The following is a 14,946-nucleotide window of genomic DNA, read 5'->3' as shown; positions in this document are numbered from 1 at the left end:
GAAAGGAGGGAGTTTAATGGGTAATGAGGAAGTAGTATTTTTTAGTCGTGTCCTCACAGAATTGACCTTGTCTTTTCACATCATTTACGCAACCATTGGTGTCGGGATTCCGCTGATGATTATGATTGCTCAATGGGTGGGGATAAAGAAACAAGATGAACATTATATTTTATTAGCTCGAAGGTGGACAAGGGGATTTGTGATTACCGTGGCTGTGGGCGTTGTGACAGGGACCGCGATAGGGTTACAGCTCTCACTCCTCTGGCCCAATTTTATGCAGCTAGCGGGAAATGTGATTGCCCTGCCGTTATTTATGGAAACATTTGCGTTTTTCTTTGAAGCGATTTTTTTAGGTATTTACATATATACGTGGGATCGGTTTAAGGACCAGAAAAAACATCTGCTCCTGCTGATTCCTGTTGCGTTGGGAGCCTCCTTTTCTGCTGTTTTTATTACGATTGTCAATGCGTTTATGAATGCACCTCGAGGATTTGATTTGGTTGGGGGGCAGTTGGTAAATGTCAGTCCTATTATCGCGATGTTTAATCCGGCGATGCCGACAAAGGTAGCCCATGTGGTTGTCACCGCCTATATGACTTCAGCGTTTGTCCTGGCTGCGATTGGTGCCTTTCGTTTACTTAAGGGGTCAAACCATGCGTATCATAAAAAGGCTTTGTTTTTAACAATAAAGCTCGGTTTCGTCTTTTCCGTAGCAACCGCTCTTTTAGGGGATTTCTCCGGAAAGTATTTGGCCGAATATCAGCCAGAAAAATTAGCTGCGGCCGAGTGGCACTTTGAAACCGGGAAAGGTGCACCACTTGTCTTATACGGTGTCCTGGATAATGGCGAAGTAAAATATGCACTAAAAATTCCCTTTGCACTCAGCATTCTGGCTCATGAAGTCCCTAATGCAGAAGTGATAGGACTTGATCAATTTCCGAAGGATGAAGTGCCGCCCCTGTATATCCACTATTTATTCGATACGATGGTGACGATTGGGATGTGGATGACCGTTTTGTCTTTGGTGTATGTAATTGGTACTTGGCGCCACTGGCGTTTCGTTGTATCCAAATGGTTTCGCTGGCTGCTAGTGCTCGGCGGCCCTCTCTCCATTCTTGCGATTGAGGCGGGGTGGTGGCTGGACGAGGTCGGCCGTCAGCCTTGGGTCCTGCGTGGGATTTTGCGAACTAAAGATGCAGCGACAACAAGCGGTCAAGTGGATATCATGTTGGTTTTATTTGCTGGGCTTTATCTTGTCCTCGGGGTTGGCAGTGCAGTTGTACTCTGGCGAATGTTCCGGAAGAACACGGTGGAACGGGAATTGGCCGATAGAGCCTCCGAGAAAGCGGGTGATGTGCTATGACACTGGAAATCGTCGGAATAAGCGCATTGGGGTTGTTTCTCTTTGGATATATTATCATTGCGTCCATTGATTTTGGGGCAGGATTTTTTAACGCGTTTAGTACATTAACCGGGAAACAGCATATTTTGACGAAGATTATTCAACGCTATTTATCGCCAGTTTGGGAAATCACGAATGTCTTTTTAGTGTTTTTCTTCGTCGGGATGGTGGGTTTTTTTCCAAAAACGGCTTATTACTTCGGCACCACCTTACTTGTGCCGGCAAGCATTGCGATTATTTTGCTAGCGATTCGGGGAGCTTATTATGCCTTTACAACCTACGGGGGACTCAAACATAAACGGTACACCATTTTGTATGGGTTGACGGGATTATTTATTCCAGCATCGCTGTCGAGTGTCTTGACGATTTCAGAAGGCGGCTTTGTGACAATGGAAAGTTCTGCGCCTGTACTTGATTATTGGGCATTGTTTACCAGTCCTTTATCGTGGAGTATTGTGGTCCTTAGTCTGACAGCCGTATTATATATCTCCGCTGTATTCTTGACATGGTATGCCCATCATGCAAAGGATAAGGCGGCAACGAACCTTCTACGCAAATATGCACTTAGTTGGGCAGGACCTGCCATTATCACGGCTGCGGGTATTATCATAGAAATGAGGATACACAATCCGGAACATTATCAGCGCTTACTCGACCTTTGGTGGTTGTTCGGATTGTCTGTCGTTTTCTTTGCTGGAACCGTTTATTTGATTTGGAAGCGGCGTGCGTACGGTTTGGCATTCTGGTTATTAGTCGGGCAATTTGCGCTTGCCTTTTTGGCCTATGGCGCTTCCCATTATCCTTATTTACTGTATCCCTATCTCACCCTTTATGATAGTTTTACGAATCAATCGATGGCGATTGCCCTGATTGTTGCCTTCATTGCAGGGTTAGGATTACTCCTGCCATCGCTATATCTTCTGCTAAAATTGTTTCTGTTTAACAAGGAATATGTACAAGGGAATCGAAATGATGAACATGCTTAGGGGGAATGAACGTGGATGATTTCTTGCTCTTTTATGCCCCGTTTCTTGTGATGATTGTGTCGATTGTAGTGGCGTTTTGGATTGCTCCGAAAGATGATTCTGTGGAAAAATAACAACTGACTGTAAAATCGGTATGGAGTGTTCATGAGGACAGGATTAAGGATGAAAAAGTAAAAACTGTCCTCATGAGGAGTTCATGAGGACAAACCTAAGGATGGAAAAGTAAAAACTGTCCTCATGAGGCGTTCATGAGGACAAAACTAAGGATGGAAAATTGAAAACTGTCCTCATGAGGCGTTCATGAGGACAAAACTAAGGATGGAAAATTGAAAACTGTCCTCATGAGGAGTTCATGAGGACAAACCTAAGGATGGAAAAGTGAAAATTGTCCTCATGAAGCTTCGATGAACATCGAAACCCGCATTTATTATCCAACCATACTCTTATAAGCTACGCTTCAAGAAAGCCTTCGTTCGTTCATTCTTAGGGTTTGTAAACAACTCCGCGGGCGAGCCAGATTCCACAATCTCCCCATTGTCCATAAAAATAACCCGGTTTGCTACTTCCTTAGCAAATCCCATCTCATGTGTCACAACAATCATCGTCATATGTTCTTCGGCCAGATCCTTCATCACTTGTAAAACCTCACCAGTTAATTCGGGGTCTAATGCAGAAGTAGGCTCATCAAAAAGCAGAATTTCTGGGTTTAACATGAGCGCTCTGGCAATGGCGACTCGTTGTTTTTGCCCTCCTGAGAGATTGGCTGGATAGGCTGCTGCCCGGTCAGTAAGCCCGATTTTCTCGAGTAGTTCACTACTTCGTTGCTGAATTTTAGCGGGCGCTTCCTTTTTCAGCATTTTTGGAGCTAGTTCCAAATTTTCTTTCACCGTGAGATGCGGAAAGAGGTTGAAATGCTGAAAGACCATCCCCATTTTTGCATTGATCTCTTTAATCTCCAGGGGTTTCGCATAGACGCCGTCCTTTACTAAATGCTTACCGGAGACACAAATCGTGCCACCGTCTATTTTTTCAAGATGGACCAAACTGCGGAGCATCGTACTCTTCCCGGAACCGGAGGGACCAATGACGGCTACCACATCATTTTTATTTACATCAAAGCTAATCTGTTTTAGGACATCCAAATTCCCATACGATTTTTTGAGGTTAGCTATTTCCATGACAGGCATAGTTATCTCTCCTTCTTATTCAAATTTGAACCGTTTTTCGAGCCATTTAAAGACCATCGTTAAGAGGAGCGTCATGATCAAGTAAATAATACCGGCGACGAAGAAAGGAACGATGGTAAAGTCGCGGTTTACAGCTGTCTGCGCAAAATGCAACAATTCCGGTACGGCAACCGCATAAAGCAGTGCGGTATCTTTGACCAATGTAACGGATTCGTTCGCGACAGCAGGAAGGGCGATCCGGAACATTTGCGGAAGGATGACCTTTGTTAACGTCTGCCATTTATTCAGGCCGAGCACTTGCGATGCCTCATATTGACCTTTATCAATCGCAAGAAGCCCGCCGCGAAAGATTTCGGCGAAATAGGCAGCATAGTTCAAGATAAAACCTAAACAGGCAGCGACAAAGCGGTCCAAAACTAAATATTCTCCAACTACTGGTATCATCGGCAGCCCGAAACAGATAAATAACAGCTGAAGCAAGAGCGGTGTACCGCGCATCACGTAAATATATCCTTGTGCAAGCAGAGACACAGGCTTAAAACGGCTGCCGACAGCCAGCGTTAATATAAACCCAAGTGGAATCGAAACCACAATCGCAATGACAAACAAGAGGATTGTCATCTGGGCGCCTTCGAGCATTGGTTTAAGTATGGAAATCAGATAATCAAAAGACATATATGTTCCTCCAAAAGCAAAACAGGGTTCCCAATGGAAATCCTGTTCGCCTTATATTCGGTATTAGTTTAATACTTTATTTTCGCCAAACCACTTTTCAGAGATACCTGCTGCTGTGCCATCCTCATTCATCTCATCGAGTGCTTTTTGTAACTTTTCAAGTAATGCTTCATTCCCTTTTTTAACGCCAATTCCGTATTCTTCAGGAGCAAGTGATTCTTGAAGTACTTTAAAAGACTCTTTTTCCTTTTTCATATAATAATCGATAACAACTTCATCAATTACTACTGCATCCAAACGACCGCTCTTTAAGTCAGTTAATGCCTGGACATTATCAGCAAATTCGGTAACTGTCTTAATTTTGGTTTTAATAGGTGCAGCATCCAAAGCATCTGCTGCAGAAGATAGTGTTTGCAGTCCAACAACCTTTCCATTTAAATCATCTAATTTAGTAAGCTTTGAATCAGCCAATGTAACAACCACTTGTGCATTCTTCAAATATGGCTTCGTGAAAAGAACTTTCTTTTTACGTTCATCCGTAATAGTGTATCCGTTCCAAATAAGGTCAATCCGTCCACTGCTAAGTTCCGCTTCTTTTGTGCTCCAATCAATTGGTTGAAACTTGACCTTTTTCCCCATCTTTTCAGCAGCTGCGTTTGCGTAGTCGATGTCAAAACCAACAATTTTATTGTTCTCATCGCGGAAACCCATCGGGGCAAATTTATCATCAATCCCAATCACGAGCGTGTTGTCCTTTGCTCCTGATGATTTAGACGAACATCCTGTAAGGACCGAGAATAGTGCTGCTATTACTAGAATCATAGGTATTAACCGTTTCATAATAGAACTACCACCTTAGCTATTTATTTTAAATTTCCTTTAGTACGTTACCGAATTATTACACTAATATATTATAACGCTATAATATTATTTAATACAATAGCATTATAAATAATATGAAAATTGAATATACTCAAAGCAAGTTAATGGAATATAGAAGAGAAGCTGATCAGATTGAAATGGAGAACAATCAGGACAATTCTCTTTTTTGTTTGTGATTTAGGAATATATAAAAAAGGTAGTTCATCGTCTTAACATGATGAGCCACCTTTTATATAGAAGTTTATTTATTTTTCTTTATCGTGATCATCATCCAATATCCCTTTTGTTGACTGTTTAAATTCTTTAAGTGTAGATCCCACTGCACGACCTAGCTCTGGAAGTTTTTTCGGGCCAAAAACAATTAGTGCAATAACAAGTATAATTAAGGCTCCACCAAATCCTATATTTTCCATTCCAAACACCCCTTAATTATTTTACGAAAAAGGCATCGTGCCTAATAACACAAAGTGATTTGCAGAATGATTATTGTGACTTGTTGTTTTTTCTTCTGCATGAACCATTTGGGAATATGGGGCTACTTTACTTAAATAAACACTCCCAGCTATCCCTAATGCTCCTGTAGTACCTATTTTTAAAATATCTCGTCGAGAAATTTTTTTGTCTGACATGCTTTTACCTCTTCCTGAAAAGTTTTCTCGATGCAACTTTATTTGTCTGTGTCAATACCCTGTTTCAGAGACATTCTTTCTGTCAATAGAAAATTTAAAATTTTATGATAAAACATTCAAATAAATATTTGACCATTTTTTTGAACCAACATATACTAATAATCAAATAGACGTTTGAATAATGGTGGTGAAAAAATGAAGCACGATGATATATGTGAAGTAACCTGTGTTGCTGAAGACAAAGTAAAACGTTTAAAAGGATCTATTTCACAGCAAGATACTATGTCTGTATCACAAATATTCAAAGCCTTATCAGATGATACTAGAATAAAAATCGCCTACGCCTTAAGTGAAGAAGATGAATTATGTGTATGTGACGTAGCAAACATTGTAGGAAGTTCAACAGCTACTGCATCCCATCATTTACGACTTCTTCGTAATTTAGGATTAGCGAAATATCGAAAAGAGGGCAAATTAGTATTTTATTCATTAGATGATGATCATGTAAGACAATTGATAAAGATTGCATTTGAACATCAAAAGGAGGTGAAATCTCATGAGTAACGCTTTAGAACAAACCAATGAAAAAACCGTTTACCGTGTACAGGGATTCACCTGAGCGGGCTGTGCGACAAAGTTCGAAAAGAACGTACAACACCTGGATGGTGTTGCTAATGCAAGTGTAAATTTCGGTGCTTCTAAACTTACAGTTTTTGGTGAAACAACTATAGAGGAAATAGAGAAAGCAGGGGCCTTTGAAAATATTAAAGTCATACCTGAAAAACAAAAATTTGAAGAGAAAAAAGAGCCTTTTTTGAAAAAACATTCATCTGTTATCGCCTCATTGGTTTTCTTGATCATTGGGTGGATGGCAGGACAAATGTATGGTGAAGAGAGTACCTCATCGATTTTAGCGTATGGGGCTTCTATTTTAGTAGGCGGTCATCGCCTATTTACGACAGGATTGAAGAACTTATTTCAATTAGAGTTTGATATGAGAACCTTGATGACGATCGCCGTTATTGGAGCAGCAATTATCGGTGAGTGGGGAGAAGGAGCAACGGTTGTCATCCTGTTTGCCATTAGTGAGGTTCTAGAATCCTATTCAATGGATAAAGCCAGACAATCGATTCGTTCCTTAATGGATATTGCTCCAAAAGAGGCGTTAATACGAAGAGGTAATCAAGAATTTACTGTAGAAGTGGACGATATTCGGATTGGGGATATTTTAATTGTAAAACCAGGACAGAAAATTGCCATGGATGGAAAAGTAGTTAAAGGATTATCCGCTGTGAATCAAGCTGCGATTACAGGTGAATCTGTTCCAGTGTCGAAAACCATAGATGATGAAGTGTTCGCAGGAACACTAAATGAAGAAGGACTGCTTGAAGTAAAAGTTACTAAACATGTGGACGATACGACTATTGCAAAAATTATTCACCTTGTAGAGGAAGCTCAAGCAGAAAAGGCTCCATCACAAGCATTTGTTGATCGCTTTGCTAAGTATTATACACCTGTTATCATGTTTATTTCGCTATTAGTGGCCGTACTTCCACCACTTTTATTTGATGGGGACTGGAGCAAATGGGTTTATCAGGGTCTTGCCGTATTAGTGGTTGGTTGTCCTTGTGCTCTTGTCATTTCCACTCCTGTATCTATTGTTACAGCAATCGGAAATGCTGCGCGAAACGGGGTTCTGATCAAAGGTGGGATTCATTTAGAGGAAATGGGAGCTATTAAAGCCATTGCCTTTGATAAAACAGGTACCTTAACAGAAGGAATTCCTGTTGTAACGGATTTTCTACCTCAACCAAATTCAAATTCGAATGAACTTCTTTCCATTATCGCTGCTTTAGAAAAGGGTTCTCAGCATCCTTTGGCTTCAGCAATCATGAAGAAAGCAGAGCAGGAAAACTTACCTTATCAAGATCTTGTGATTGAAGACTTTTCTTCCATTACAGGTAAAGGCATCAAAGGTAGGGTCAGCGGTAAAATGTATTATGTGGGAAGCCCTAATTTATTCGATGAGGTCCTATCAAATGGAATACCAGCGAATTTAAAAGCTACCATTTCTGACCTGCAAAATAAAGGTAAAACAGTGATGGTTGCAGGTACTTCAACTGAAATATTGGGACTACTCGCAGTTGCAGACGAAGTGAGAGTGAACAGTAAATCAGTGATACAGAAACTTCACTCATTAGGTATTCAAAAAACCATCATGTTAACGGGTGATAACAAAGGGACCGCCAATGCGATTGGAAAGCAGGTAGGAGTTTCTGATATACAAGCAGATCTTTTACCTCAAGATAAATTAACCTTTATTAAAGATCTAAGATACAAATTTGACCGTGTGGCAATGGTTGGAGACGGTGTAAATGATGCACCAGCTCTAGCTGCATCCACAGTCGGAATAGCGATGGGTGGAGCTGGTACGGATACAGCTATAGAAACAGCTGATATAGCTTTAATGGCAGATGATTTAGGGAAACTACCATTTACGTTAAAACTAAGCAGGAAAGCATTATTTATCATCAAGCAAAATATCACTTTCTCATTAGGAATTAAACTTTTAGCATTATTATTAGTGATTCCAGGTTGGTTAACCCTGTGGATTGCGATATTCGCAGACATGGGAGCAACTCTTATTGTGACACTTAATGGTTTACGACTTCTCCGAGTAAAAGACAAATAAAGTGGGGCTTCCCAAAGTGGGAAGCCTTTTAATGGAAGGGTACAACAAGCAATTGAGCATGCTTGTCATATTTAATTTTAGTGGGAGAGATAGGAATGGGACATAATCATAGCCATGGTCATAACCATGGGCACAGTCACAGTCACGGTCACGGTCATGGACATAGCCATAGTCATGCACCAGCTAATTTGGGCTTTGCATTTGGATTTGGGATTATTTTAAATACCATTTTTATTATTGTTGAAATTATATACGGTATCTTAGGGGATTCTTTAGCACTGCTTGCGGATGCAGGACATAACATAAGTGACGTTTTAGGTTTAATTATTGCTTGGATTGCCGTTTGGTTAGGAAAAAAAGCACCTACTAAAAAGCGGACTTATGGATATAAAAGAAGTTCCATCTTAGCTGCGCTATTCAATGCTGTTTTTTTATTAGTAGCAATTGGTGCTATTGCCTGGGAGGCTATCCAACGATTTTCTTCTCCAGAACCAGTTGCAGGAAAAACTGTTATCATCGTAGCAATCATTGGTATTGTGATTAACACTCTTACAGCTTTACTTTTTATGTCAGGACGAAAAAACGATTTAAATATCCGTGGGGCTTTCATGCACATGGCTGCGGATGCCTTAGTTTCACTTGGGGTAGTGATTGCAGGGCTTATTATTCTTTGGTCAGGATGGCAATGGCTTGACCCTCTAGTAAGTCTTTTAATTTCAATTGTCATTTTATTTGGTACGTGGGGATTATTAAAGGAATCCATTAATTTGTCATTGGATGCTGTACCAGAAGGCATTGATATTAATAAAATTAAGGATTACTTAAGTGGTTTACCAACGATTTTGGAAATTCATGACCTGCATGTTTGGGGAATGAGTACGACAGAGGCTGCTTTAACCGTTCATATAATTCGATCTAAAATAGATGATAATGATGAGCTGCTTCAAAAATTAACAAAGGAATTGCATGACCAATTCGGCATTGAACATGCCACTATTCAAATTGAAAAAGGAACTTATAGTTGTTCCTTGCAGCCTGAAGGTACAATATAACCACTAAGACAAAACAGTTGTGTTTCTTTTTAGGAGTTGCTGTTTTAGACATAAAAATGATGGTTTGGATGGGTATGTATAAAGGTACTATAACGGTTTAGTAAGAGGAAGTTAATAAAGTTATAGAGGTTGGTTATTCTCCATAATTTCTGGGATTCTGATGTTACTTTTAGGAATTTTTGATACATTAACTTATTGGTCTTTATAACCCTGATACAAAACAAAAAAACAACGAATGATGAATCGTTGTTTTTTTGTTTTGTAAGTATTATCAAATATGGAGGGTTAATACTTTCATAACAAAATTTACTATTTTTCCAAATATATTTTAAAGCATGTGGCTAATAAAAAAATAAAAAACTTCCAAAATTGATTATTTACATAGGATAGGGGGGTATGGTAATATTAAGTTGAAGGAGGGGTGATAATGAATAATCACGATCCTGTTAACATTAAACCTCATCATAGTAGTGAACATTGTGATACTTTAACATCTGGGCGAAAAAGCCATCATTCAGATAAAACAAAACAAAATCTTGTCACAAGATTAAACCGTATCGAGGGACAGATTCGTGGCATAAAAGGTTTGATTGAAAAAGATACGTATTGTGATGATGTCATTACTCAGATTGCAGCTACTCAATCAGCTTTAAACAGCGTTGCTAAAGTACTCTTGGAAGGCCATATGAAAAGTTGTGTGGTCGAGAGAATTCAAGAGGGTGACCATGAAGTTGTTGATGAGTTAATAACCACTATTCAAAGACTTATAAAAAAATAAATAATGTGAAAGGGAGTATTAAAATGGAAAAGGTAATATTGAATGTTCAAGGAATGTCATGCGGTCATTGTGTGAAAGCGGTAGAAGGAAGTGTCGGTGCACTAAAAGGTGTTAGCTCTGTAAAAGTTGATTTAAAAGCAGCTAAAGTAGATGTTGAGTTTAATAAACAAGAGGTTTCATTAGAAAAGATTAAGGAGACCATCGATGACCAGGGGTACGATGTGAAATAAATAGTGAAAAGACGTGCTAGTTGATAGCACGTTCTTTTTACAAAAAAATATACCTATATAGGGTATAAGGAGTTGGCATTTATGAGTCAAAATGTTGTAAATGAAAAAAACGAATTTGACATAACCGGAATGACCTGTGCGGCTTGTGCTACTCGGATCGAAAAAGGTCTAAATAAGTTAGATGGGGTAGTGAAAGCAAATGTGAATTTGGCACTGGAAAAAGCAACAGTGGAATATAAAAGTGCGGAACTCTCTTCAGGCGATATCATTAAAAAGGTGGAAAGCCTTGGTTATGGTGCTCATATTAAGGAAGATGAAATAGACACAAGTGATTATCGTCAAAAGGAAATTGATAAACAAACTGGAAAATTTATTTTTTCTGCGATCCTTTCTTTCCCACTATTATGGGCAATGGTTGGACACTTTTCCTTTACCTCTTTTATTTGGGTTCCAAAAATGTTTATGAATCCGTGGGTTCAGTTTGCTTTGGCTACTCCGGTGCAGTTTTTTATCGGAAAACAATTTTATGTTGGAGCTTATAAAGCGTTGAAAAATATGAGTGCTAATATGGATGTTCTTGTTGCTTTAGGTACATCAGCTGCATATTTTTATAGTTTGTATCTATCGCTGCTTTCAATCGGAAGTATGGCCCATTCAGTAGAACTTTATTATGAAACGAGTTCCATTCTTATTACGTTAATTATTCTTGGGAAGCTTTTTGAAGCAAAAGCAAAAGGGCGTTCATCTGAAGCGATTAAGAAACTAATGGGTCTTCAAGCAAAGACAGCAACCATTGAAAGAGCAGGAGTGGAACAGGAAGTACCAATTGAAGAAGTGATCGTTAGCGACATTCTGCATATCAAGCCTGGCGAGAAAATTCCAGTAGACGGAAAAATTGTTGAGGGTAGCTCAGCTATTGATGAGTCGATGCTGACAGGTGAAAGTGTCCCAGTTGATAAAAAGATAGGTGATGAAGTAATAGGAGCAACGATCAATAAAAATGGATTTTTAAAAGTGGAAGCAACAAAAGTAGGTAGGGATACGGCTTTATCTCAAATTATTAAAGTAGTGGAAGAAGCACAAGGTTCCAAGGCTCCTATTCAACGCCTTGCTGACCAGATTTCTGGAGTGTTTGTCCCTATTGTTGTTGCGCTTGCCCTTTTCGCGTTTATCGTTTGGTATGTATGGGTAACTCCTGGTGATTTTGCGAATGCACTTGAGAAAATGATAGCAGTCCTTGTTATAGCCTGTCCGTGTGCATTGGGATTGGCAACGCCAACTTCCATCATGGCAGGTTCAGGCCGTGCTGCCGAATACGGAATTCTGTTTAAAGGCGGAGAACATTTAGAAATGACGCATAAAATTTCTACTGTTGTTTTAGATAAAACCGGCACAGTTACAAACGGCACTCCAGTATTAACAGATGTTTTCACAGATCAAAATTTAATAGAAGAAGAATTCCTATCACTGGTTGGTTCAGCTGAAAAACAATCAGAGCATCCACTAGCACAAGCAATCGTTCAAGGAATAAAAGAAAAAGGTATATCTTTAAAGGATGTAACGAAATTTGAAGCCATCCCTGGATTTGGTATAAAAGCTAAAGTGGATGGAAAAGAGCTGTTAGTTGGAACAAGGAAGTTAATGAATATGTTTAACGTACCTGTCGAAAACTCCTATGATCAGATGAATGCATTAGAAATGGTTGGGAAAACAGCTATGCTTGCTGCTATAGATGGCCAATTTGCAGGTATGGTTGCTGTGGCAGATACTATTAAAGAGACATCCAAAACTGCTATTAGTCGACTTAAGAGCATGGGAATTGAAGTAATTATGATTACAGGCGATAACCAACAGACTGCAAAAGCCATTGCAGCTCAAGTGGGGATCGACCATGTGATTGCTGAGGTCCTTCCTGAAGGTAAGGCAGAGGAAATAAAGAAATTACAGGTACTGGGAAATAAAGTGGCAATGGTCGGAGATGGAATCAATGACGCACCAGCCCTTGCAGTGGCAGATATTGGAATGGCCATTGGAACCGGAACAGATGTGGCAATGGAAGCGGCTGATATAACTCTTATTCGCGGGGATTTAAATAGTATCGCAGATGCCATTTTCATGAGTAAAAAAACAATCGGTAATATTAAGCAAAACCTTTTTTGGGCTCTTGCTTATAATACACTTGGTATCCCAGTCGCTGCTCTTGGATTCCTTGCGCCATGGCTTGCAGGTGCAGCAATGGCATTCAGTTCAGTATCTGTTGTTCTCAATGCAATACGTTTGCAAAAAGTTAAAATGTAGAGATGAGCATTATGTGAAGGTTACTTTACAATATGTATAATCATAGAAATAAAGAAGAGCCGCATCGGTTCTTCTTTTTTGTTTGGATTAAAGTCAAAGTGTAATTTAATTCTAAATTTAAAAAATAGAGGTCAGATTTTACAATTGTATGAACAAATGAATCGAAAATCTATATGCCATATTATATCCAACAAAAATGCATAGAAACTGCAAATTTCCCCAGTACATTATACATATGAACATTAGATCCATAATTAACTTTTTGGAGGTGGAAAAGTTGAAAAAACTATATTTACTTATTTTTACATTAGTATTTATTTTCTCATTCGATGTAAGGGCTTTAGCAGATAAGGGGCATTCTCATAGCCCAAACATAAAACAAGCCACAGAGAACCTCAAAAATAGTGGTACAAAGAGTCAAGATGCATCCAGTGAGGGGGATGACATGGAAGGAATGGACCATGACAGCGGAACGGACATGGAAGGAATGAATCATGACAGTGGAACGGACATGGAAGGAATGAATCATGACAGTGGAACAGACATGGAAGGTAGCGGTGGTGAAGCTCACGATCATCATGCAGCAGTGGTTGAAGTACCGCCAAATTATAAAGTGTTAGGTACCTTTGGAGCAGTAAATCTATCATTTATCTTAATAGGTGTTTGGAATAAATGGTTTAGAAGAAAGGGGGATTTAAACAATGGCAATGCCTGAGAAAAACTTACCTGAAAAGGAATCTTTTGATCTTCTATCTATACCAGTTGTGAAGAAATTTGTTAAAAGCAAATGGTATCCTGGAATCTTTCAATGGATCGTTATCTTTGTATTTTCCATTATTGTTTATGAATTAGTAATGGGAACTGTTGATCCAAGTAAAAACTTTGGTACCACGATGACATGGGTGTTATGGTGGCCGATTATACCCGTTCTATTTTTAGTAACTGGCCGCTTCTGGTGTGCCATCTGTCCGTTCGGTAAATTAAGTGATATTGTCCGGAAATTTGTTGGCAGCAAGCGACCAATGCCTAAGTTTTTAAAAAAATATGGAATTTGGTTGATTGATTTATTCTTTATAATGATTACTTATAGTGACCATGTGTGGGGAATTGTCGAGTCACCAAGAGGTTCAGGTTACTTATTGCTTTTACTTGTCACAATGGTTGTAGCCACCTCCGTTTTTTATGAAAGAAGAACCTTCTGTAAGACGCTTTGTTTCCTTGGTGGTCTTGCTGGGAATTATTCACGATCTGGAGCTTTAAAAGTTCAGGCAACACCTGATATTTGTAAAACATGTAAAGTGCAATCCTGCTATAAAGGAACTGAAGGTGTGGAAGGATGTCCAATGTTCCAATTCCCTAGAACAATGGAGTCGAGTGCAGAATGTAATATTTGCGGAAACTGTGTGAAAAACTGTCCAAATAATTCCGTCAAAATTACAACCAGAGTTCCGACGAAAGAGTTATGGGGCTTAAAAAATCCAAAGCTTGAGCATGCTTCCCTAGCTGCTGTTATTATGGGCATTGTGTTCGTACAAAATATTACGATGCTTGAACCTTGGCAGGATATCTTAAAGGCAATAGGGTCTGTTACTGGTACTTCAAGCTATGTTGTTAACTTTACGATCGCCTTTATCATTGCTATGGCATTACCAATCCTATTATTGTTAGGCACTGCTAAAATTGCTTCTTTCCTTGGAATGGAAGGCACACTCAAAAAGAACTTTACACGTTTTGGTTATGCGATTATTCCTTTAGACTTAGCAGGACATCTGGCTCATAACCTGTTCCATATCTTCACTGAGGGAAAGGCCGTTTGGTTTAATTCGATCAGATTATTTGGGGTCGATTCCAATCCAGCGAGTTTAAGTCTCGCTTCCACACCAACCGTACAAATGATTCAATATATTGTAATCTTAATTGGATTGGCAGGCAATTGTTATGTTATGTACAGAATGGGAAAAGGCAAAAAGACAGCATTTAAGGACATGCTTCCATACTACGTACTCATGACTGTTCTTGCGATCACTAATATTTATTTATTCTCATTACCTATGATGCATAGGGTTTAATATAGGGTTGAATAATGCTGAATAAAAAATTAACAATCTTAATAAGGGAGATTTGGTGTTGATATT

At 39.2% G+C, this 14,946-nt stretch carries 16 protein-coding genes; 11 read left to right on the top strand and 5 right to left on the bottom strand.

The annotated features are described in order from the left end of the window. Positions 1 to 16: 16 nt before the first annotated feature. From J7E66_RS26565 to cydS, 3 genes are read left to right on the top strand one after another with little or no spacing between them, the layout of a single operon-like run. Entirely contained in the window at positions 17 to 1,363 is a 1,347-nt protein-coding gene (locus J7E66_RS26565; protein WP_215005650.1) for a cytochrome ubiquinol oxidase subunit I, read from the top strand. Further along, positions 1,360 to 2,388: a cytochrome d ubiquinol oxidase subunit II gene (locus J7E66_RS26560; RefSeq protein ID WP_215005647.1), complete on the top strand. Its 1,029-nt coding sequence runs from the start codon at positions 1,360 to 1,362 to the stop codon at positions 2,386 to 2,388. Before J7E66_RS26565 ends, J7E66_RS26560 begins: the two co-directional genes overlap by 4 nt. Before the next feature lie 11 nt (positions 2,389 to 2,399). Continuing rightward, positions 2,400 to 2,501: a cytochrome bd oxidase small subunit CydS family protein gene (cydS, locus tag J7E66_RS32985; RefSeq protein ID WP_374103889.1), complete on the top strand. Its 102-nt coding sequence runs from the start codon at positions 2,400 to 2,402 to the stop codon at positions 2,499 to 2,501. A 330-nt stretch (positions 2,502 to 2,831) separates the two neighbouring features. On the opposite strand, the gene J7E66_RS26555 is transcribed toward cydS, so the two are convergent. The 5 genes from J7E66_RS26555 to J7E66_RS26535 all read right to left on the bottom strand — a co-directional run bounded on the left by J7E66_RS26555 (position 2,832) and on the right by J7E66_RS26535 (position 5,761). Continuing rightward, complete coding sequence (locus J7E66_RS26555) at positions 2,832 to 3,575, bottom strand: amino acid ABC transporter ATP-binding protein (RefSeq protein WP_168245687.1); 744 nt, start codon at positions 3,573 to 3,575, stop codon at positions 2,832 to 2,834. A gap of 15 nt (positions 3,576 to 3,590) precedes the next feature. Next, the gene (locus J7E66_RS26550; RefSeq protein WP_215005644.1) at positions 3,591 to 4,250 is read right to left on the bottom strand and encodes an amino acid ABC transporter permease; all 660 of its coding nucleotides are present in this window, start codon (positions 4,248 to 4,250) and stop codon (positions 3,591 to 3,593) included. A gap of 63 nt (positions 4,251 to 4,313) precedes the next feature. Next, on the bottom strand, positions 4,314 to 5,090 hold the full coding sequence (locus J7E66_RS26545; protein WP_215005642.1) for an amino acid ABC transporter substrate-binding protein: 777 nt from the start codon (positions 5,088 to 5,090) through the stop codon (positions 4,314 to 4,316). Between the two features lie 287 nt (positions 5,091 to 5,377). Next, positions 5,378 to 5,545 carry a twin-arginine translocase TatA/TatE family subunit gene (locus tag J7E66_RS26540; protein ID WP_215005640.1) on the bottom strand — a complete coding sequence of 56 codons (168 nt, stop codon included), beginning with the start codon at positions 5,543 to 5,545 and terminating at the stop codon, positions 5,378 to 5,380. A gap of 21 nt (positions 5,546 to 5,566) precedes the next feature. Then, on the bottom strand, positions 5,567 to 5,761 hold the full coding sequence (locus tag J7E66_RS26535) for a hypothetical protein (protein ID WP_215005638.1): 195 nt from the start codon (positions 5,759 to 5,761) through the stop codon (positions 5,567 to 5,569). Between the two features lie 195 nt (positions 5,762 to 5,956). On the opposite strand from J7E66_RS26535, the gene J7E66_RS26530 reads away from it, so the two are divergent. The 8 genes from J7E66_RS26530 (at position 5,957) to J7E66_RS26495 (ending at position 14,880) form a co-directional block, all read left to right on the top strand. Continuing rightward, on the top strand, positions 5,957 to 6,325 hold the full coding sequence (locus tag J7E66_RS26530) for an ArsR/SmtB family transcription factor (RefSeq protein WP_215005637.1): 369 nt from the start codon (positions 5,957 to 5,959) through the stop codon (positions 6,323 to 6,325). Continuing rightward, on the top strand, positions 6,318 to 8,453 hold the full coding sequence (locus tag J7E66_RS26525; RefSeq protein WP_215005635.1) for a heavy metal translocating P-type ATPase: 2,136 nt from the start codon (positions 6,318 to 6,320) through the stop codon (positions 8,451 to 8,453). The genes J7E66_RS26530 and J7E66_RS26525 overlap by 8 nt, the downstream gene beginning before the upstream one ends. A gap of 95 nt (positions 8,454 to 8,548) precedes the next feature. After that, entirely contained in the window at positions 8,549 to 9,505 is a 957-nt protein-coding gene (locus J7E66_RS26520; protein WP_215005632.1) for a cation diffusion facilitator family transporter, read from the top strand. A 427-nt stretch (positions 9,506 to 9,932) separates the two neighbouring features. Then, positions 9,933 to 10,283, top strand: coding sequence for a metal-sensitive transcriptional regulator (locus tag J7E66_RS26515; protein ID WP_215005629.1), 351 nt, complete (start codon positions 9,933 to 9,935; stop codon positions 10,281 to 10,283). Between the two features lie 23 nt (positions 10,284 to 10,306). Then, entirely contained in the window at positions 10,307 to 10,513 is a 207-nt protein-coding gene (gene copZ, locus J7E66_RS26510; RefSeq protein WP_215005626.1) for a copper chaperone CopZ, read from the top strand. An 81-nt stretch (positions 10,514 to 10,594) separates the two neighbouring features. Beyond that, entirely contained in the window at positions 10,595 to 12,811 is a 2,217-nt protein-coding gene (locus J7E66_RS26505) for a heavy metal translocating P-type ATPase (RefSeq protein ID WP_215005623.1), read from the top strand. A 277-nt stretch (positions 12,812 to 13,088) separates the two neighbouring features. Beyond that, positions 13,089 to 13,526 carry a hypothetical protein gene (locus J7E66_RS26500; protein ID WP_215005620.1) on the top strand — a complete coding sequence of 146 codons (438 nt, stop codon included), beginning with the start codon at positions 13,089 to 13,091 and terminating at the stop codon, positions 13,524 to 13,526. Next, entirely contained in the window at positions 13,513 to 14,880 is a 1,368-nt protein-coding gene (locus J7E66_RS26495; RefSeq protein ID WP_215005616.1) for a 4Fe-4S binding protein, read from the top strand. Before J7E66_RS26500 ends, J7E66_RS26495 begins: the two co-directional genes overlap by 14 nt. The last annotated feature ends 66 nt before the right edge of the window (positions 14,881 to 14,946 follow it).

Source organism: Bacillus sp. ISL-7 (genome assembly GCF_018613065.1).
The sequence above is the reverse complement of the archived record's forward strand: the minus strand, read 5'-3'. Positions and strand labels throughout refer to the sequence as shown.